The sequence below is a fragment of the Cutibacterium namnetense genome (genome assembly GCF_001642025.1).
GTDB classification, from domain to species: Bacteria; Actinomycetota; Actinomycetes; order Propionibacteriales; family Propionibacteriaceae; genus Cutibacterium; species Cutibacterium namnetense.
This window is the reverse complement of the sequence record NZ_LWHO01000002.1, coordinates 145,595-165,482: the sequence shown is the minus strand read 5'-3', so window position 1 is coordinate 165,482 and position 19,888 is coordinate 145,595. Positions and strand designations below refer to the sequence as shown.

The following is a 19,888-nucleotide window of genomic DNA, read 5'->3' as shown; positions in this document are numbered from 1 at the left end:
CTGAGAACCCCTCATGAAGAAGACCTGTCTTGTGACTCCTCTCCTTGTCGGCGCGCTGCTCACGCCAGCGGCGCTGTCGGCCCCCAGCGCACATGCTGTCGAGCCGACCGCGGCCGTCTCGACGACCCGCGCCCATGCCCTCTCGGCCAGCGAGGCCCGCAGCACACTGAAGACTCTGGATGCGCACATTGCGTCCCTCCAGTCGATGCAGAAGGCCGTCCCTGGCTCCGACTACTCTGACCAGATTCGTGACCTTCTCAAGACCGCTTTCGACCTGCGTGGCCTCATCGACACCATTGCCCATGGCGGGATTCCGCACTATGACCCGGCAACCTTCCAGGCACGGATCAAGCTGGTCAGCACCACGGTTGACACCATCCGTACCGCTGTGACCACCCTCCAGAACAAGGTGCGCCCCGCCCACGTCGAGCTCGGTCTCGAGGTCACCAAGGCCGTCCTGCTCACCATTAACCCTGGGGTCACCGCTAAGGAGCTCGACGCCGAGTGCGACGCCCTCAAGGCTCGTCTGACCAAGGTCTCGCAGTACCCGGATCTCACCGCGAATGACGTTGCCACTGTGTACGTGCGCGCCAACTTCGGTAAGACGATCTGGCAGGTGCGCGTCAACCGCGACCAGCACATCCTTGGCCACAAGAGCGCCGAGGTGTACAAGACCCTCAACCGCGCCATCACCAAGGCCGTCGGTGTCAAGCTGGATCCGAACGCAACCGTCGGGAAGATCCAGGCTGCACGCACCGAACTCCTTGCGGCCTACCAGACGGCACTTCACTCCCCTGATGTCAAGAAGAAGACCGCTTGATCTAGAACGTACTCGTTAGTCGACACTCAGTGCCTTGTCCGCCTATGTACGGGCAAGGCACTGTTTTCTACCCTGCGGAAAGTGATTGTTTTCACGCGGACACGCTGGCAAATTCGCAGCGATGACCACGTCTAATGCCGGCATCGCTTGGACGAAATCGAATTGATCAACGCGAGACATCAACTCGCCAGCAAAGCCGCTGCATCAGCGTACATATGCCACTCATCGGATGGTCGTAAGCCAACTCACCTTGCCCGGAAACTCCATCGAAGCTACCTCGCAACCTCCGGAGCGACGTCGGACCGCTGACCCCCGCGAGCAGTGGGGTACGACCCGCTCACCGTCGACCGACTAACCGACCCTGCATACCGGCAGCCTCGCCCCGAAGCAATATCAACCGCATGCCATGCGCCATGGCGTACTACTCGAGCCTTTACGTGGTCCATCCACACACACCACAGTGCGCGCCACCATGACTATGGCGGCGCGCACTGTTCGTTCAGATCAGAAACGGTCTACCGGAATCAGGCAGCGGGAGCACAGACAGCCGGGGATGCCGGCGCATCAGGCTTGTTAGGAGCCTTAAGTGCCTCCCGGTATGCCGCCTTGACATCCTTGATGGCCTTATCAACGTCGGAAACACGCACGAGCGGGTCGAGCCGAACACCGACAGCCTTGAGGATTGCGCGATTGAGCAACCGGATGGTTTCGCCGTCCTTGTAGCGCACTACGCAGGTACCGCGATCGAAACGAATCTCGTGAAGTACGCGGACAAGCTTGGCCTTGGTGTAGAAGGTAGCCACATCGTTCGGCTTAAGATTTGGCATCCGCTCGGCATCAGCAAGAGCCTTCTTCACAGCCCCCACTTCGTCCTTCAGCTGGTCACTCGTGGCATCAAAAGAGACCAACAGCGCACCAGCGTGGACGAGCTCAAGGAACACCCGAGAGTGCGCCGGCTGAACCTTATCCTGCAACATATGGGCGGCACCGTTAATTGTGTCAACCATAGTCAGCAGCAACTCAACACGAGTCGGGATCGACTTAAGGAAAGCAATCCCACCCTTCACAATTCTCTCAAGCGCTCCCTTGATTTGTTGAGCTGCCTTGATAAGCCGACCAATGGTGCCAATGACATCACTGGGAGCGAAAGACGCCCTAGCTTCTCCTTGAGCAACCTTGAGGGCCGCGATACGCGCATTAACCGCGTTCAGTTCCTTCTGCGCGTCAGCAGCGGAAAGCGCCTTTCCAGGCTGAACAGCGCCCAAGGCAGCAGCAGGGACGACTGGGGTCTCAGCACGGGCCGCGGGAGCTGACAACGCCATCGGAACCATCATGGCACCGACAACCAACGGCGCCGCAATGAACTTGATCTTCATGGGGGCTTCTCCTATTCGGAACTATTGCTCGCGACTGCGAGCAGTCATCAGTATGCCAGGTAGAGGGTCAGCTATTTCAATCCTGAAACAAAAATTTTTTGCCCCCAGGTCATGCCCCTGGAAATTACCATGAGAACGACGGACGACTTCACAAAATAACGAAGATACCCCAACTAAACGCTAACACGATTAGAATTGCGTGAAAATGATACATAATAGATACTTTACCATCATATGGCATACTAATTAACCGGCATTGGTAAAACATATTAATTGAACATCAGGAACAGCCTAGTAGACCTGACTCTTGTACTAGCTCCCGAGGCCGCGCCCGCCTCTTGGCAGCCCGCCATCGTCAGGCATCTGGAATCAGGCTCGACGCAGCCAAGCGCCCGCTTCGACACGACACGAGATGACACCAGCCCCCGCCCAGGCGCGCACATCCCGGGCGATGTACCTCCCGCCACGAGCGGGCGCTACGATATCTTCTGAAACATAGGACGTCTAATGTTTTGCTCGGATCAACGGAGAACGGGGAACTTGTGTCCAATTCCAGCAACGTCGTCACCATCAAGGAGATGGGTGACAAGAGACCATGGTGGCAGTACTTGGACGCCACCAAATGGAAGCTCTTCATTGCAGCCCTTATTGGTGTCACGCTTGACGGCTACGACTTCGTGCTCATCACCTTGGCACTGCCACAGATCAAGGCGGCCTTTGGTCTCACCCTGACGCAAAGCGCGGCCCTGGTGTCAGCAGCCTTCATCACACGGTGGCTGGGCGGACTAATCCTGGGCGGAGTTGGCGACCGGTTCGGACGCAAGCCAGCCATGATTATCGCAACCGTGCTGTTCGCGATCGGCTCGCTCCTCATGGGATTCTCGCCGAACTTCATGTTCCTGTTCGTGATGCGCATGGTCGTCGGCTTCGCGATGGCCGGAGAGTATGGGTCATCAGCAACATACGTCATCGAATCGTGGCATCCGCGAATCCGCGGCAAGGCATCATCGTTCCTGCTGTCAGGCTATGCGATAGGCGCCATCCTGGCCGTTCAGGTCGACAAATACTTGGTTCCATGGGTCGACGGTTGGCATGCCGGATGGGGCTGGCGAGCCCTGTTCATCACCGGGGTCGTGCCCATCGCAGTGGCACTGTACATGCGACGTCGCCTCCCCGAAGCCAGCGACTGGAAGACGGCAAAGTCACGCGAACGCGAAACGTCATCCGAGTCGCGCGATGCGTTCCAAGTGCTGTTCAGCGGAAGACGCATGTCCCTGAACATCCCACTCGTCATCGCGGCAATGGCGGGGCTGCTGGCCATCTTCGCCCTCAACATTCTCACTTTCTGGGGTGTCGTCGTCGTGGCCGCAGCCTGTGGCGCCATCTTTGTGTGTCTCATCGTACAATTCGATCCTCGCCGCTGGGTGATTGGTATCGGAATCATGATCGTCATCCTTTCTGCCTTCATGTACGGATGGCCCATCCTCGGACTCCTACCTACGTATCTCACAGGCGCTGGATATGCGGCATCCACCGTCGCAAATATGCTGACCGTCGCACAATTCGGCAACATGATCGGTTACTTTGTCGCTGGTTTCATGGGAGACTGGATAGGAATGCGAAAGTGGTACTTTACAAGTATTCTCATAGCACAGATCATCGTCTTTCCTTTGTTCTTTGCTGGAATCAAGTCGGCATGGCTCATCGGACTTTTACTGTTCTTCAATCAGCTATTCGGTCAAGGAATTTCAGGGTTAGCTCCTCGGTGGGTATCGAGCTATTTCCCCGTTGAGCAGCGAGCCGCAGGAGTGGGGTTCATCTACAATGTCGGAGCTCTCGGCGGCGCCATCGGACCAGTCGTGGGCGCCTCACTGGCCAAGAGTTTCGGCCTGGGATCAGCGCTGGGGGTGCTATCCGTAGGCTTCGGCCTGATCGTCGTCCTTGGCGTCGGGCTGAACCTTCCACGCAAGCTCCAGGCCCTCGTCAACCCAAAGGTCGTCCGCCTCGAAGACGGAGATGACCGCTACATCAACAGCGGCGACCTTTCACACGAGTTTGTGTCCAGCGAGCGTTGAATTGACAGCCAAAACACATATTCACAATCTCCAGCCAAGATGGGGCATGGAAGCCACGAGGAGACTTCAGCCATGACTGTTACTGATAGTTATACCGAGGAATTAGCGATTGACCTCGCTGGAAGCGCCCTGCTAGCGGCGCGCAACGGCGTGAACGTACATCGAATCGACGGCGAGGACGGCTCACTTCTCATCGAGTTCACGGCGACGTCCTCCGGGTGTCTGTTCGAGCTTGTTGGAAAGAACGGGCGGCTATCGGTCGATGTGAATGCAGACCGTTTGCTCGGCCGCATTGATCTAGACGGAGAATCTCGAAGTCTCGACGCCGAAGATGCACTGGGCATGGCAGATGGCACGATTCACTCCGTCGGACTAACCGCTGATGAAACTGGCACGCACCTGTTTGCAGACGGCTACGAAACATTCTCCGCAACATTGCGGGCATGGTGCCAGAACCTGGGAGCAACCCATATCATCATCAACCCGTCGGGTATTCTCGAGGTACGGCGATTCCGGATGTGGAACTCAGCCTTGTCTTTACCAGCCATGATGGCCAAGGCACCGGCGGCAATGCCGCTCATCGAATTCGCTAGTTCTGAGCTATCGGCCCGCGATGCACGCCGTACTGGAGAACTCGCTCATGGTGCGCTCCGGGCAAGTGGGACGACGGGAACTGGCATGACCTGGTTGCAGTCAGTGGCCGTGGTGCCATTGATCTCTACGTTGACGGTTTCCTCGTGGCCCACGAACCCGGTGAGGCGTTCTTTGCCGATCTTGGCACGGTAGAAAAGGTCACCGTCGGGAAGGATCTCGAAGGAGCCCGGCTGTTTGGGGAAACACAGACGGCATCCATCTTCAGCACTGCGCTGACCGACGCCCAGGTCAAACGCCTCGCCAGTGTGCCTCCGCTACGGACCCAAGCTCTCTTCGACACCGGATATCTAGGCTCGAAGAGTTACCAAATCCCATCACTCATCAGACTTGACTCTGGAACCTTCATCGCAGGGGCAGATCAACGTGTGAGCATTGCCAACGATAGCCCCAACGACATTAACTTCGTCATCCGTCGCAGCCAAGACGGTCGCCTGTGGGACGAGGCCCAGATAGTCCTCGAGTATCCCGGCGAGGGCGCCCTAGGAGCATCGGTCATCGACTCGGCTCTGTTTCAGGATCACAACTCAGGACGCGTGTTCTGCTTGATCGACCAGTTCCCGGGTGGTGTGGGGCAGCCCAACGCCAAACCGGGATCGGGCTTCGATGAGCAAGGTCGGCAACTTCTGTTCGACCGCGACATGGCGGCCTACATCCTCAATGCAGAAGGCATCGTGACAACCGAGTCGGGCGAGCTCACGGACTACACCGTTGACGAAGCCGGAAACGTCTTCGACGCCGGTACCCCCGCCGGCAACATCCACCTGGCCACCGGAGTGGACACTCACGAGTCTCTGCTGGCCCCACGAACCTGCAACCTCATCCTCATCCACAGCGATGACGATGGCCGGACGTGGTCACGGCCCATCAATCTAAACCCGACTCTCAAGCAGCCTTGGATGCGGTTCTTTGGTACTTCACCGGGCAACGGGATCCAGTTGGAACACGGGACACATCGAGGTCGGCTCCTGGCACCGGTCTACTACAACCACGAGAGGGGGAAGACTTTTTCATGTGCCGCGGTATACAGCGATGACGGTGGCAAGACATGGCATCTCGGTAAGTCACCAAACGACGACCGTGAACTGTTCGGAAAGATCGTCAGTTCTCGAAACCTCGAGGACGATCGCGGTTCAACCCATGAGTCGGCGTTAGTGGAGACCCCTGACGGTGTCGTGCACTCCTTCATGCGCAACCAGCATCCCTCCGGACGGGTAGCGCATGCAGCCAGCGTCGATGGCGGCGAGACATGGGGCGACGTGACGTTCGTCGAGCAGCTGACCGAAATCTTCTCTCAACCTAATGCCATCTCCGTCCGGGACGAATTTGGAACCGAATCAGTGGTATTTGCGAATGCGTCAATGATGCTGCCGTTCCGGGGTTGTGGAGTGTTGCGTCAGAGTTTTGACGGAGGTAAAACCTGGCCGCACAACCGCGTGCTCAACTCCCGCCATCATGTGTACCAATGTATGGCCCAGCGAGACGAACGGACTCTGCTCGTCCTGTGGGAACGGGAGTGGCAAGGCCTATTCCTGACAGAGGTGCCGCTGTCATGGCTCACCAATTCCCGCAGCACACTGGAGTAATTCGCACAGCGACGCCAGATATCGCCCATTCAATGTATCCATAAGATGGAAGTCTTGACGTTTAGGGGTTCACCATGCACCAACAGATTTCACGACGATCCGCATTGATCTCTGGCGGGGCAGCCTTGTTCTGGGGTATAGCAGGCCAGATCTCTGAGCGCGCTCCTGCACTCGCGACACCGAAAACCGACGATTTCGAGGTGTTCAACGCAGAGAACTCGCCATCACGTTTCTTCCGCATCCCATTCATGGTGCCCACAGTCAATGACACATTGGTCGCGGGCTGCGATGCAAATCGCGCGACAACCGGCGACTCTGCAGACAACATCGACGCTTTGATTCGCAGAAAACCCAATGCTTCCCGCTACTCGATTACTGACGGATGGAAAACCCCGTCATTGATCAAGCCATTGGAAATGCGAGATTATTCGAAGGCGTATGGGTACGCCCCCGCATCATCTTCGGTCATCGACGGTGCCGTCGTCGAAGACGCCGTTCGAAATCGACTGATGCTCGTCATTGACCTCTGGGCCTGGAACGGCGGCGTATTCGAGCATCTCAATGTCGCGCCGGACGGCTCCGTCAAAGGTGGACGCCCTCGAAAGTTCCCCCTGGGAGATGGCTTCGCCACCGTTTCCGGACGTGACATGCTTCTGCTCTCGACGCACAACGCCACAGGGGACGCCGACGGGCTGAGAGGAAACATCAATCTGAACATCGACCGTTCACAATTTGACCTCGTAGCTGACCTCGACGGTCCCCGCGACGCGTGCGGCCACATTCAGATTTACGAATTGATCGGCACACCTCGTCCATACACCGCCACTGGAGTCGATGACTCAAATCTCATACTCGGACGACGATCAAGATACTCCTTGGACGAAGATTTTAACCTCTTCGAGCTAGGAATTCCGCTGTATGTGTTCCAGCACGGTTCAGCTCGCATCGCTCCAATGCGCGTATTTTACCAAGATTCAATCCTCCAGATCTTCAACACTAATCACATTATAGAGATCTACTCATACGAGTAGATGGCCGGACATGGAGCATGGGAAAATTGGTGACGCGACAGTTCAGGCCTATCGATTCACGATGCACTCTCATTGCACCAGGTCGGGCCATTCAGATCCGCGCCGGAGAACACGCTGGACGCATCGTCATTCCGACCTACATGATGCTTCCGGGAGGAATTTCCTGCACTACTGTGTATACTGACGATGGTGGAGAAACTTGGCAACGAGGAATCCCGATGCCAGCCGCCATCGACCTCCACGAAAGTGCGATCACAGAGGTTTTACCCGGCGTATTGCGCAGCTTCAACCGACACTCTGCCTCTTCGGGCGGGAAGGTGCTGACCGCCGAGAGCCTGGATGGCGGCCATTCCTGGAGCACGCTGGCATCCGCGTTCGGCGACGACGACCAAGGCGTCGCATGTCAGGTCTCCGCGCTCATGCTGCAGCAAACCATCGCATCGCCTGCCACCGGGGAGCAACTCCCTGCTCTCATGGTCGTTTCAGCAGATGACCGCAGGCGTCGACATGGCGTTGCCCATCTGGCGGTTATCCACCGGTCCGCAACAGCATCTGGGCCACGCTCCGAACTTGAATGGGTGAGTCACACCGACATCACAAGTCCACAAACCCTCTTCGGTTATTCCTCGATCGCCCAGTTATCCGACGGACGTGTTTTCCTGCTCTTCGAATCATCACCTACGGATTCATGGGCAGACGGGCTTCAACGTATGTATCTGCGCGAACTGACACCTTGAGCACATAGCGGCGAGCACCACAGTCGTCCTGTCGCAGCACGACGGCCACGCCCCATCTCGAGACTGCAGTTCTTCCTCGCCCTGCCCCTGAGAGGACGACGGAAAAGGCCCGGCAGGGTAGAGTTTACGGGTCACGGGAAGACCTGCGCCTCAGGAGTCTGCCCCGCACCTGTCCATCAACCCCGAGGAGCCGCGCACCATGCCCAAGAGCCAGGCAGCCAAGGAACTCGCCGCGAAGCAGAAAGCCCAGGCCAAGGCCGAGAAGGAGCGTCGCAAGCACTCTGACAACCCCAAGGACTGGGGCACCGGAAGACAGCTCGTCGAAACGTTCAAGCTGACCCGCCAGGTTGACCCTCAGCTCCTCTGGTGGGTCATCGGCTCCTTCGTGGCAGGCGTTGTGGTGTTCACGGTCCTTGGACTGATCCTCACCGACCTATGGTGGGCGTGGCTCATCGTTGGCCTCTTTGCTGGCGCTGCTGCCGCTATGTGGGCTTTCCAGTGGCGCGCTAAGCGTTCCATGTATGCCCGGTTCAAAGGCCAGACAGGGTCAGCCGAAGTTGCCCTGTCCCTGCTCGACAAGAAGAAGTGGACTTCCACCCCCGCGATCGCGTTTACCCGTCAGCAGGATGTCGTTCACCGCGCTGTCGGTCCGGGCGGAATTGTTCTCATCGGCGAGGGGCACGGCGCCGGCCTGCGTAACCTGCTGGCCACCGAGACTAAGCGCCACGAGCAGGTCGCCTACGGCACTCCGGTGACGTCGATCATCATGGGCGACGGCAAGGGACAGGTGCCGCTAGAGAACCTCGACAAACACATCAAGAAACTCCCCAAGGCTCTCAACACCAGCCAGGTGGACGAGGTCGTCAATCGACTCAAAGCCCTTGACGCCATGCGCCCCAAGGTGCCGCTTCCAAAGGGTCCGATGCCAAGTTCAATGAAGGGCGCCCGCGCCGCCATGCGGGGACGCTGAGCCTCCGTTGGCCGGCACAAATATCGTCAACGCTGATCGCATCTCGAAGTCCTGGGGCACCCGGACGATCCTGTCAGAGGTATCCCTGGGGCTATCGACCGGGGATGTCATCGGCGTCGTGGGACGAAACGGAGACGGTAAATCCACCCTCTTAGCCCTTCTTACTGGTTCCCTGGAGCCTGACTCCGGAACTGTGACGCGCACCAACGGCATCTCCATAGGAGTGCTTGCCCAGGCTGAGGCTCCCAAGGATCAGACCGTCCGCGACCTCGTCGTCGGAGGTCAGCCCGACCACGTTTGGGCAGCCGACCGCAAGGCCCGTCCCATCGTCGAAGACATGCTTTCCGACATTGACCTTGACCGCCCTATGACGGATCTTTCCGGTGGGGAACGACGACGGGCCGCACTGGTCTCGATCATGCTTGCAGACCACGACTTGCTCGTCCTTGACGAGCCCACCAACCACCTCGACGTCGAGGCTGTGGCCTGGCTGGCTAGCCATCTGCGCCGCCTGCAGGAACACGGCGTGGCAATGCTCGTCGTCTCACACGACCGTTGGTTCCTCGACGAAATCTGCACTGACATCTGGGAAGTCCACGACGCCACCGTCGAGGCTTACCAAGGTGGATATTCGGCCTACACCCTGGCACGGGTAGAACGAGCGCGCATCGCCGCCAGTAACGAGGCCAAGCGTCAAAATCTGGCGCGTAAAGAATTGGCGTGGTTGCGACGGGGAGCCCCTGCCCGTAGCTCCAAACCGCGTTACCGAGTCGAGGCGGCCAACGCCCTCATCGCCGATGTCCCCGAGCCCCGCGACAAGCTACAGCTAGCACGCTTTTCCGCGACGCGGCTGGGTAAAGATGTGCTGGACCTCAACGATGTCACCGTCACCGTGCCCTCCGACGAGCTTGGCGAGCGCACCCTGCTTGACAAAGTGACCTGGTCGATCGGCCCGGGCGACCGGATCGGCCTGGTCGGCGTCAATGGAGCTGGTAAGACCACCTTGCTTAACCTCTTTGACGGCTCTCGTAAGCCCGACTCAGGCCGGGTCAAACAGGGGAAGACCCTGCGACTGGCCCACCTGCGTCAGGAAGTTGATGACCTCGACTCAACAATGACCGTCCTAAAATCCGTCAACGACGTCAAAGCGAGAACGAAGCTAGCCACCGGCCGTGATGCCTCCGCCACTGATCTCCTCGAAGGATTCGGGTTTACCGGGCAGAAACTCGTTACCCGTATCGGCGATCTTTCAGGTGGCGAACGGCGTCGTCTTCAACTGCTGCGCCTCCTCATGGACGAGCCCAATGTGCTCCTCCTCGACGAGCCGACCAACGACCTCGACATTGACACCCTGCGCCTACTCGAGGACTACCTCGATTCCTGGCCCGGCACACTGATCGTCGTTTCCCATGACAGATGGTTCCTGGAACGGGTCTGCGACGTAGTTTGGGCTCTCATGGGAGATGGCACGGTAGCGCTCCTGCCCGGGGGGATTTCCCAATATCTAGAGCACCGCCGCGACCGTAAAACCGGCCCGTCGAAATCAAGCCGGGTAGGCAGTACGTCCCGGGCCGACGAGCCAAAGATAAGCGCCGCCGAGCTACGCCAGGCCCGCAAGGACATGGACAGGCTCGATCGTCAGATGGGAAAGGTCCGCGATGAGCTGGCTGCCCTGCATGAGGAAATGGCCACCAAAGCCGACGACTACCAAGCCTTGGTACATCTCCAGACGAAGGCCAACGAACTCGACGCGCGGATGACTTCCCTTGAGGAACAGTGGCTCGAGACCGCCGACATTGTGGAGGATCAGTGACCCTTCAAGACGATAGCCCCATCTCCGGGAAGCGACCGGCCTCATCCCTCATCTGGCCAGCAATCGCGGTCATCATGACGACGGTGACGTGGACGTTGGCCATGCCGCGCCCAACCGACCTAAAGATATACCGCGACTGCGTACGCGCTATGTTGAATGATCCGAAAGCGCTATACACTGCGTCATCGGTCAGTGGTCTGGGGTTTACCTACCCACCATTCGCGGCGATCGCCCTCACCCCATTAGCTCTGATTCCGTCTCTGCCGGTAACGATCCTCCACTATGGCGTCAGTGCAATCGCTCTTGCCATCATGATTGATCTCATCTGGCGCCGTTGCGGGCACAAGCCTCAGCCATTGCTGACGGCCATCTTCGTCGCAGTCTTGAACTTTAGCGAACCCATTGGGAAAACTTTTGTTTATGGACAGGTCAACCTGCAATTAGCCGCCCTCGTCGTTATTGACGTATTCCTGCTGCCTCGGAGGTGGCGCGGGGTGGGGGTCGGAGTGGCCACCGGATTCAAGCTCACTCCGGGCATCTTCGCCCTCTGGTATCTCGTCACGGGTCAATTCAAGGCAGCGCTTCGAGCCGCCGCGGCTGGTCTAGTCACGATCGCCATCGGGCTCGCGGTGATGCCCACAGCATCTTGGGAGTACTGGACCCATTACATGCTCACGCCGAACCGTCTGGGTGGGCTCACCTGGGCGGGCAATCAATCACTTTCGGGCATGTTGCTGCGCCTAGGCCATGGCAACCTCACACTCGTGTGGCTAGTTCTAGTCGCGCTGTGCTGCGCACTTGCCGGTGTTGCATCTCGGCGGTTGTGGCAAGAAGGTGGGGCTGACCAGGTGTGGTCCCTGTTATGCGCCGGGCTGTGCGGATGCTTGGTGAGTCCCGTGTCATGGTCGCACCACTGGGTATGGGGGTCCTTAGTCATCGTCGCCGGACTAGCCGACCGTCGTCGTTGCCAGCAGGTTCTAGCCATCATTTGGGCTTTAGCCACACTGACATGGATGGTCTGGTGGTTTCCTGCCGGTCGTAACCGAGAACTCACCGCAGCATGGTGGCAGAAGATCCTGACCGACGCCTACGAATTCGTCGGCGTCGCTACCCTCATCGTCCTGCTGTCATCGATGGCTCAACCCACGGATCGGGCTCGCCAGTGATGCGGCTACGCAGGTCACGGCGCACGACCTCGATGCTCCACATCCAGACGATGTGACCCAACAACTCACTGAGGTGTTCCTGCCACGGCTGGTGCCACGGCGCCGGAACGGTACCCAATCCCGGCATCGCGATGACGTGAAAGACGACGTAGACGACGACACCAAACGCAACGCCCTGCCATAGTGTGATTTTCGGGAACCGTTCAGCGCCAACGCAATACGCGACGCCGAAGAAGATGGCAAATCCGAAGTGAATGATGAAGCTCATAACCGGCAAGCCATTGCCGTTGAAATACACCAGTGTGTGGGCAAAGTGATCGCTGAATCCCAGCTGCTCCAACAATTGCTGGGGCGGATTCGTTGCGTTTCGCTCAGGGGTGCGCGGTGGGAAAGGCACTTCCCACCCAAACTTGACGATCGCCGAGAAAATTCCGGCGACAACCCCTACCAGAGCCGCTGCCTCAGGGCGACGACGGGCCCGATCAGTCGTGCTGGGCACAGACATTGGCATCCTGCTCAGGAACGTCCAACCACTGGAATAACCGATCGCCGCAGGCAATCCGCTCCCCGGTAACAGCGGCGTCACCGATCCTTCCGCTGGAAGCGTCGAGGACGACGATCGGGCAGACCGCACTGCGGCCACCCGCAACGACCCCGGCCGGATTCCAGGTGATGAGTGGGTCTCCCACGACGACCTCGTGACCCTCCTCAGCATGAAGGGTGAACCCCTCCCCATCGAGCTGGACGGTGTCAATGCCAAGGTGTACGAGTACCCCGAATCCCTCTGCCTGGATGACGAAAGCGTGCGGGTGCAGCTTGACAATGCGTCCTGCCACCGGAGCCACTACAGTGACGTCGCCCTCACCCGTGGGTTCGAGGGCAACACCGGGCCCCGCGAGACCCTGCGCAAAGACCGGATCAGGAACCTCGGACAACGGCATCAGGGTGCCGTCGAGAGGAGATGCGATAGCGGTCATCAGCGCAGATCCTCAATGTCCTCGGCCAGAGTGTCGGCCTCGGGGCCAACAACGACCTGAATGGACGTACCCTGCTGGACAACGCCGAAGGCACCAGCAGCCTTGAGCGCAGGCTCATCAACGAGGCTCGGATCGTCGACCTCGACGCGCAGTCGGGTGATGCAAGCCTCGAGGTCGTCGATGTTGTCGTCGCCGCCAAGGGCTGCCAGGATCTGTTCTGCCTTGCTCATGATGTCTCCTTGTTCTGGTTCGAGATGAACTCCGCCATGGAGGATCTTCGAACGAATACTGGCCCATCTCCTAAGTGGTCCAGACAACTAACACTGAACTCCATCAGGCGTCCGAATGTCAAAATTCGGTCAAGACTCGCGCTCTTCTCCCCACAAGTCCTCTAGGTCTGAAGCCAGCAGATCAGCGTCCGGGCCGACGATGACCTGAACGCTATGTCCTTGCATCGTGACTCCATGCGCTCCAGCCCGACGCAGAGCTTGCTCATCAACCTGCTCACCATGACGAACCTGGCACCGTAGCCGGGTTACGCATGGCTCGATCGACACAACATTGTCGACTCCGCCCAAGGCAGCCAAGATGTGCTCGACACGCTTCATCGAGAACCTCCTCGAGGTGGGTACAGGGTTCTGCGTGGACCAGAGATCGGAACCCACAGTTTGTAGCGATCTCCCCGGTACCAGGACCGGGAATAAGAGATCGCAGTGTCGTCGACGTAAGTACGACGGTTGATAGCCAATACAGCCGATCCGACGGGGATCTGCAGTTGCTCGCAAATTAGCGCGTCACCGCTGACAGCCTCGATGGTGTCCTCTCCCCAAGTGGGAGCTAGCCCAGCGACCGTCATCGCCCCATAAAGACTTGCCGGGACGCCATCGGTCAACAGATCTGGCATCACTCGGGCAGCGATCCAGGTCCTTTCAACGGCCATCGGAACACCGTCAGCAAGCCGCACGCGGTAGATGTAATGGACTGGCTCCCCCGGCTCAATCCCTAGCCACACAGCCACATCAGGAGCGGCGGAGATCTCCTCACCGCGCAGCACTCGGGTGTCTGGGATCATGCCGCGCTGGCGCATCTCCTCGCTAAAAGACGAGATGCGCGACTGCACATGCACTTTGGGAGCTCTGACATAGGTACCGCTGCCGCGACGACGCTCCAGCATTCCGCTACTCACCAGCGAATCAACCGCCTGGCGGACCGTCATGCGCGAGATGCCGAACCGCTCAGCAAGCTCCCGCTCGCTAGGCACGACATCCCCGACCGATAAGCGGGTGTCGATGAGCTCGACAAGGTAATCCCGCACGGTCACGTACTTCATGGGTGAATTATGCCTCGGGCACAGTGCCACCAGCACCGATCACCGCGAAAGCCCCACCACGATGACGTTCACAAACTCTGCACACTGCCTTGACACGACCGCCCCCATAGTCTGTACTTCGGAAAGTGGTCCATACCACCCCTTGGACATGAGCACTCACTGTGGAGGAACTCCTATGGCGAAAGACACTGTTGCTACCAGCACCAAGAAGAAACGGCAGATACCCGGGTTCTCCCAGATGCAGCGCATTGGACGCTCTCTCATGCTCCCGATCGCGTCCTTACCGGTCGCCGCCCTGCTCATGCGATTCGGATCTGCTGACGTCCTCGGGGCCGACGGACTCGCCAAGCACGCATCATGGATGCAGCCGGTCGCCGATGTACTAGCCGGTGCAGGTGGCGCAATCTTCGACAACCTACCCCTCATTTTTGCCCTGGGTGTGGCCGTCGGCTACGCGAAGAAGGCTGACGGCTCTACTGCCCTAGCCGCCCTCATCGGCTACCTCACTTTTACTGGTGCAGGTACCTCCGATAAAACTCAGGGAGGCGTCCTCCACGCCCTCGCTCCGTACTTCTCGCAGAAGACCGGAGTCATCAATTACGGTGTCCTCGGCGGTATCGTCATCGGCCTCATCGCGGCCAAGATGTATGAGAAATACCGGCGTACCAAGCTGCCAACCTACCTAGCCTTCTTTGGCGGTCGCCGCTTCGTGCCGATCGTCACTGCCGCCGCCTCCGTCGTCGCAGGCGTCATCATGGCGATGATCTACCCGGCCTTCGACTGGCTGTTCAATAAGCAAGTCGGCGGTTTCATCATGACCCACGGATCCAATCCCGGAACGGGATTCGTATTCGGCACCATCAATCGGCTGCTCATCCCCTTTGGTCTGCATCATCTGTTGAACTCGCTGCCGTGGTTCCAGCTCGGCAACTGCACCAATACTGCTGGTGAGACCCTCCATGGCGACATCACCTGTTTCTTCAGCGGTGCCGCTGGCAGCAACACCTGGACTGGTTCCTTCATGACTGGCTTCTTCCCGATCATGATGTTCGCCCTGCCCGGCGCCGCCCTAGCGATTTACCACACCGCCAAACCGGAGCGTAAGAAGGTCACCGGCGGCGTCATGATGTCAGTAGCCTTGACGGCCTTTCTCACCGGTATCACCGAGCCCCTCGAGTACGCCTTCGCTTACGTCGCCTTCCCGCTGTACCTGGTGCATGCTCTGCTCACCGGCTCCTCCCTGGCCCTGTGCAATGCCCTGGGCATCAAGGACGGATTCGGTTTCTCGGCAGGTCTGACCGACTACATCATCAACTTCGGACGAGCCACGGAGCTTTCCGGCGGGCCCGGAAAAGTACTCCTACTCATCCTCATCGGCGTGGTGTACGCCGTCATCTATTACGTCGTCTTCCGCTTCGCCATCACCAAGTGGAACCTGCGCACCCCTGGCCGTGAAGATGAGGGCGACGACGCCGCCGGCGGTGCCAGCGTCTTCGATGAGGCTCAGCTAGCCGCCAGTCAGTCCACCGGGAAGGCAGACGCCCAAAAGGAGGGACGAGTCTGATCCCGCCGAGTCCTCTACTCTCGTGATGGCGCCCCTGATGAATTGGGGGCGCCATCATGACGCGTCACGAACCGCTCAATCACTCGACGGCGCTGGCATCAATCGCCGCAGTATTTGATCGAGGACGACACCAATGACAATTGCCCCAATAATCCCCACGGCAGCAGCAAGAATGTGATTGTTACCCAAGAAACTAGCTGCCCCAGCACCAATAGCGGTGGCATAACCTGCCCACAACACTCCAGCCAGGGCATCAATAGGCAGAAAAACCCGGTACGAGAATCGAGTTGCCCCAGCCATCGCATTGACGACGACACGGCCCCCAGGGATGTAGCGGGCCACCAAGATGCACAGCGGGCCTCGAACCCTCAGTTGATGGGTCGCCCATGTAACCGTCTTCTGTCGCTTCGGCCCACCGGTAAAGAATTTAGTGTGACCAAGCTGGCGTCCTACCCAATATGCAATATTGTCTCCGCAGATTGCACCCACGGCAGCTACCGGGATAACGAGCCACCACGGCGGATGACCAACTGCTGCTAAGGCAACGACGAGGGACTCGCTTGGAACCGGCGGGAAAAACCCGTCAAGGACGCACAACCCCCACAATGCCCCGATCACCCAGGGATGAGAGGCATTAGCCGCGATGACGCTATTGATACTCGCCATCCATGCGGTCAGATTCATGCCTGTTAGTCTTCCACCTCGGCTCGATCAGCCCCCATCGTGGTTGGCGATCGCCTTTCGGTAAACCGCCTCCAACTGATCAACGACCGGGCCGGCCGCGAACTGGGAGCGGGCGCGCCCAGCGATCTGGTCACGATCCCACGACCTAGCCAGCACCCGGTCCAGCCCTTCGGTCAAGGCGTCAACATCACCGACTGGAACCACCACGCCGTTGGAATCGTCAATGAATTCTTGAGGTCCGCCGCAAGCCGTCGTCAAGACCGGCAAGCCCGATGCGAGGGCCTCGGCACAAGCGACGCCGAAAGTCTCAGCATGGGAAGCCAGAGCAAAGGCGTCAGCCCCGGCGAGCTCCTCAGCGATGCGGTCACGCGGTTGGGAGCCCAGCATGACGATGCGGGGATTATTAGCGGCAATGACCTCCAGCTGGCGCCGCTGAGGTCCATCTCCGATGATTCTCAACTGAACCTCGGGCAGACGCTCGACAGCCTGAACCAACTCGATCATGCCCTTTGCGGGGTTGAGGGTGGCGACGCTGACGACGACCGTCCCCTCATGACATCGATCAGGGCGATCGAATAGCTCGACGTCGACGATGTTGGGGACCACCGTTGAGGTCACCCCATGCCCAGCCAGCCTGTCACAGAGTCCTTGAGACACGCTGATCACCGCGTCTGCCCGGTTGCCTGCAGCGGTGACGTCCTCGTTGAGGCGCCGATCCGGATGAGCTAAGTGAGAATCGTGCTCGGTCCACACCAGTGGTTCGGGAAAGCCGGCCCTGGCGGCAGCAGCAGCGAATCTGGCGAAGTGGGCGTGGCTGACGTCAGGGATGCCCCATTGCGAAGTCACGATGCGATGCAGGTGCCGGGCCGCAACGGCGTGAACTCGGTGATCTATACGCGCACAGGCCGCCCCCAACGGCACGTCCAATCTCACTACCGTAATACCGTCATTGCGATCTACGGCATGCTCTATTCGCGTCCCAAACTTTCGCCAGTGGCGAGCCGAACGGGCATCAAGGACGGCCAGAACGACTTCGTGGCCTTGCTGACGCAGTGCTACAGCCTGGTCGTACTCGAAGATGCCCCGCAGCGGAGCCTCGGGGCTCGGAATACCCCGAGACAAAACCATGACGCGCATATATCTCACTTGCGATTGACGACGACAGTACCGAGCACGAGATCATCCAGTCCGCGACGTTCGGCACCAATAACTAGAGCGGGAATGACAAGGCATTTCATGGCGGTCCGGGCAACTGTGCACCACCACCCCACCGGGCCGAGATCGCCGAGGCGGACGACTGCCACCCGGGCCACGACCTGACCGAAGGAACCACCTGTCATGGCGGTGAACAGAACAGATTCGACGAAGAACACCGCCATCGGCATCCACATCGCCCAGCCACCGCCCCGAATGACTGCTGGGCCAAATATGGCGCGGGCTAGCACCATGCAGGCCCCCCAGTCAATGATGAGAGCACCAATGCGTTTGCCCCAACTGGCTAGCGAACCGCGCCCCTCAGCGGGCAGCCCGATTGAGACTCCTGGGGCTGCCTCGGTTCCACTCACCTGGTGAATCCTACGACACGACCTGTTACACGCTCGAAACATAACGGTGACGGGCGAGCAACCCGCGCGAACTACCGTGAATACATCACCAGCCATGTTGATGGAGGAAAGATGTTCGAAGGTCCCGACGACCTGCTTGCCTATGTCAAGAAGGAGGGTATCGAGATGATCGATGTCCGCTTCTGTGACCTCATCGGTATCATGCAGCACTTCACCGTGCCCGCCCGAGAGTTCGACAAGGACCAGTACGAGAATGGTCTGGCCTTCGATGGATCCTCAATTCGGGGCTTCCAGAAGATTAACGAGTCGGACATGGCCCTACTGCCCGATCCGACGACCGCCTGGGTCGATCCTTTCCGCGAACGCAAGACCCTCATCGTGAACTTCAACGTCCACGACCCCATCACGAAGGAGGCCTACAGCCGCGATCCGCGCAACATCGCACGTAAGGCCGAGGCCTACCTCGCATCTACCGGGATCGGCGATACTGCCTTCTTCGCACCCGAAGCTGAGTTTTACGTTTTCGACGACATTCGCTTCGACACCCGTCAGAACACCTCGTACTACTCCATCGACTCCGAGGCTGGAGCGTGGAACACCGGACGTACCGAGGATGGCGGCAACCGCGGATACAAAGTGAAGTACAAAGGTGGGTATTTCCCAGTCGCCCCGACCGACCACTTTGGTGATCTGCGTGACGAAATCGTCACCATCATGGAGGGCCTTGGCATGAAGGTCGAGCGCGCCCACCATGAGGTCGGTACAGCAGGTCAGGCCGAGATCAACTGGCGTTTTGACACCCTGTCGCGCAGCGCCGATGACGTCATGAAATTTAAGTACATCGTCAAAAACGTCGCCTGGCAACACGGCAAGACGGCCACTTTCATGCCGAAGCCAATCTTCGGAGACAACGGCTCAGGTATGCACGTTCACTCTTCGATCTGGAAGGGCGGCGAGCCGCTGTTCTTCGACGAGTCCGGGTACGCCCAGCTCTCTGACATGGCCCGCTACTACATCGGCGGTATCCTCAAGCACGCACCGTCGCTGCTGGCCTTCACCAACCCTTCCACCAACTCATACCACCGCCTGGTGCCGGGCTTTGAGGCCCCAGTCAATCTGGTGTACTCCCAGCGCAACCGTTCCGCCTGCATGCGTATTCCCATCACTGGCCCGAACCCGAAAGCTAAGCGCGTCGAGTTCCGTTGCCCGGATCCGTCAGCCAACCCCTACATGGCCTTTGCAGCCCTACTGCTGGCCGGTCTGGACGGCATCCAAAACAAGATCGAGCCGCCGGCCCCGGTCGACAAGGACATTTACGAGCTCCCGCCCGAGGAGCATGCCGCTATGGATCATGTGCCAGGCAGCCTCGGCGCCGTTCTCGACAGCCTCGAGGCCGACCACGAGTTCCTCCTCGCCGGTGATGTGTTCACCCCGGACCTCATCGAGACGTGGATTGAGCTCAAGCGTGGCGATCTGGCTGCCCTGCAGCAGCGTCCGCATCCTTACGAGTTCGATCTGTACTACGACATCTGAGTCGATCCAC

At 59.1% G+C, this 19,888-nt stretch carries 16 protein-coding genes and 2 pseudogenes; 9 read left to right on the top strand and 9 right to left on the bottom strand.

What is annotated here, in order from left to right:
• Positions 1-13: 13 nt before the first annotated feature.
• The gene (locus tag A5483_RS03540) at positions 14-820 is read left to right on the top strand and encodes a CAMP factor family pore-forming toxin (protein WP_063811035.1); all 807 of its coding nucleotides are present in this window, start codon (positions 14-16) and stop codon (positions 818-820) included.
• Positions 821-1,344: 524 nt separating this feature from the next.
• Here the strand turns inward: A5483_RS03540 and A5483_RS03535 are convergent.
• Complete coding sequence (locus A5483_RS03535; RefSeq protein ID WP_063811034.1) at positions 1,345-2,196, bottom strand: CAMP factor family pore-forming toxin; 852 nt, start codon at positions 2,194-2,196, stop codon at positions 1,345-1,347.
• A 578-nt stretch (positions 2,197-2,774) separates the two neighbouring features.
• Between A5483_RS03535 and A5483_RS03530 the strand changes: the two genes are divergently transcribed.
• The 6 genes and pseudogenes from A5483_RS03530 to A5483_RS03505 all read left to right on the top strand — a co-directional run bounded on the left by A5483_RS03530 (position 2,775) and on the right by A5483_RS03505 (position 12,225).
• Positions 2,775-4,271 carry an MFS transporter gene (locus A5483_RS03530; RefSeq protein ID WP_370804106.1) on the top strand — a complete coding sequence of 499 codons (1,497 nt, stop codon included), beginning with the start codon at positions 2,775-2,777 and terminating at the stop codon, positions 4,269-4,271.
• 72 nt (positions 4,272-4,343) lie between these two features.
• Positions 4,344-6,508, top strand: a pseudogene (locus A5483_RS03525) (exo-alpha-sialidase).
• A 248-nt stretch (positions 6,509-6,756) separates the two neighbouring features.
• A pseudogene (locus tag A5483_RS03520) lies at positions 6,757-8,276 on the top strand (exo-alpha-sialidase).
• A 199-nt stretch (positions 8,277-8,475) separates the two neighbouring features.
• Complete coding sequence (locus A5483_RS03515) at positions 8,476-9,246, top strand: DUF4191 domain-containing protein (protein WP_002548773.1); 771 nt, start codon at positions 8,476-8,478, stop codon at positions 9,244-9,246.
• A gap of 7 nt (positions 9,247-9,253) precedes the next feature.
• A complete protein-coding gene (locus A5483_RS03510; RefSeq protein ID WP_002549006.1) occupies positions 9,254-11,059 on the top strand; it encodes an ABC-F family ATP-binding cassette domain-containing protein in 1,806 nt (601 codons plus the stop codon).
• Between the two features lie 101 nt (positions 11,060-11,160).
• Positions 11,161-12,225: a glycosyltransferase 87 family protein gene (locus tag A5483_RS03505; RefSeq protein WP_193790433.1), complete on the top strand. Its 1,065-nt coding sequence runs from the start codon at positions 11,161-11,163 to the stop codon at positions 12,223-12,225.
• On the opposite strand, the gene A5483_RS03500 is transcribed toward A5483_RS03505, so the two are convergent.
• The 5 genes from A5483_RS03500 to A5483_RS03480 form a co-directional block, all read right to left on the bottom strand.
• Positions 12,173-12,730: a YagU family protein gene (locus A5483_RS03500; protein ID WP_063811032.1), complete on the bottom strand. Its 558-nt coding sequence runs from the start codon at positions 12,728-12,730 to the stop codon at positions 12,173-12,175. The two genes, A5483_RS03505 and A5483_RS03500, sit on opposite strands and share 53 nt — an antisense overlap.
• A complete protein-coding gene (locus A5483_RS03495) occupies positions 12,708-13,202 on the bottom strand; it encodes a PTS sugar transporter subunit IIA (RefSeq protein WP_063811031.1) in 495 nt (164 codons plus the stop codon). The genes A5483_RS03500 and A5483_RS03495 overlap by 23 nt, the downstream gene beginning before the upstream one ends.
• Entirely contained in the window at positions 13,202-13,432 is a 231-nt protein-coding gene (locus tag A5483_RS03490) for a PTS sugar transporter subunit IIB (RefSeq protein WP_002549405.1), read from the bottom strand. The genes A5483_RS03495 and A5483_RS03490 overlap by 1 nt, the downstream gene beginning before the upstream one ends.
• Before the next feature lie 129 nt (positions 13,433-13,561).
• Entirely contained in the window at positions 13,562-13,810 is a 249-nt protein-coding gene (locus A5483_RS03485; protein ID WP_002549367.1) for a PTS sugar transporter subunit IIB, read from the bottom strand.
• Positions 13,807-14,532 carry a GntR family transcriptional regulator gene (locus A5483_RS03480; RefSeq protein WP_002549406.1) on the bottom strand — a complete coding sequence of 242 codons (726 nt, stop codon included), beginning with the start codon at positions 14,530-14,532 and terminating at the stop codon, positions 13,807-13,809. Before A5483_RS03480 ends, A5483_RS03485 begins: the two co-directional genes overlap by 4 nt.
• 175 nt (positions 14,533-14,707) lie before the next feature.
• Between A5483_RS03480 and A5483_RS03475 the strand changes: the two genes are divergently transcribed.
• Entirely contained in the window at positions 14,708-16,096 is a 1,389-nt protein-coding gene (locus A5483_RS03475) for a PTS transporter subunit EIIC (protein WP_063811030.1), read from the top strand.
• Positions 16,097-16,171: 75 nt separating this feature from the next.
• Here A5483_RS03475 and A5483_RS03470 read toward each other — a convergent pair whose 3' ends face one another.
• Genes A5483_RS03470 through A5483_RS03460 form a run of 3 tightly spaced genes read right to left on the bottom strand, consistent with a single transcriptional unit; the run spans position 16,172 to position 18,345 of the window.
• Positions 16,172-16,780, bottom strand: coding sequence for a DedA family protein (locus tag A5483_RS03470; RefSeq protein WP_002549357.1), 609 nt, complete (start codon positions 16,778-16,780; stop codon positions 16,172-16,174).
• 27 nt (positions 16,781-16,807) lie between these two features.
• Positions 16,808-17,917 (bottom strand): glycosyltransferase, encoded by a 1,110-nt coding sequence (locus A5483_RS03465; protein WP_002549407.1) that lies wholly within the window; start codon positions 17,915-17,917, stop codon positions 16,808-16,810.
• A gap of 5 nt (positions 17,918-17,922) precedes the next feature.
• Positions 17,923-18,345: an RDD family protein gene (locus tag A5483_RS03460; protein WP_002549442.1), complete on the bottom strand. Its 423-nt coding sequence runs from the start codon at positions 18,343-18,345 to the stop codon at positions 17,923-17,925.
• A gap of 111 nt (positions 18,346-18,456) precedes the next feature.
• On the opposite strand from A5483_RS03460, the gene glnA reads away from it, so the two are divergent.
• Complete coding sequence (gene glnA / locus A5483_RS03455) at positions 18,457-19,878, top strand: type I glutamate--ammonia ligase (RefSeq protein WP_002549381.1); 1,422 nt, start codon at positions 18,457-18,459, stop codon at positions 19,876-19,878.
• The last annotated feature ends 10 nt before the right edge of the window (positions 19,879-19,888 follow it).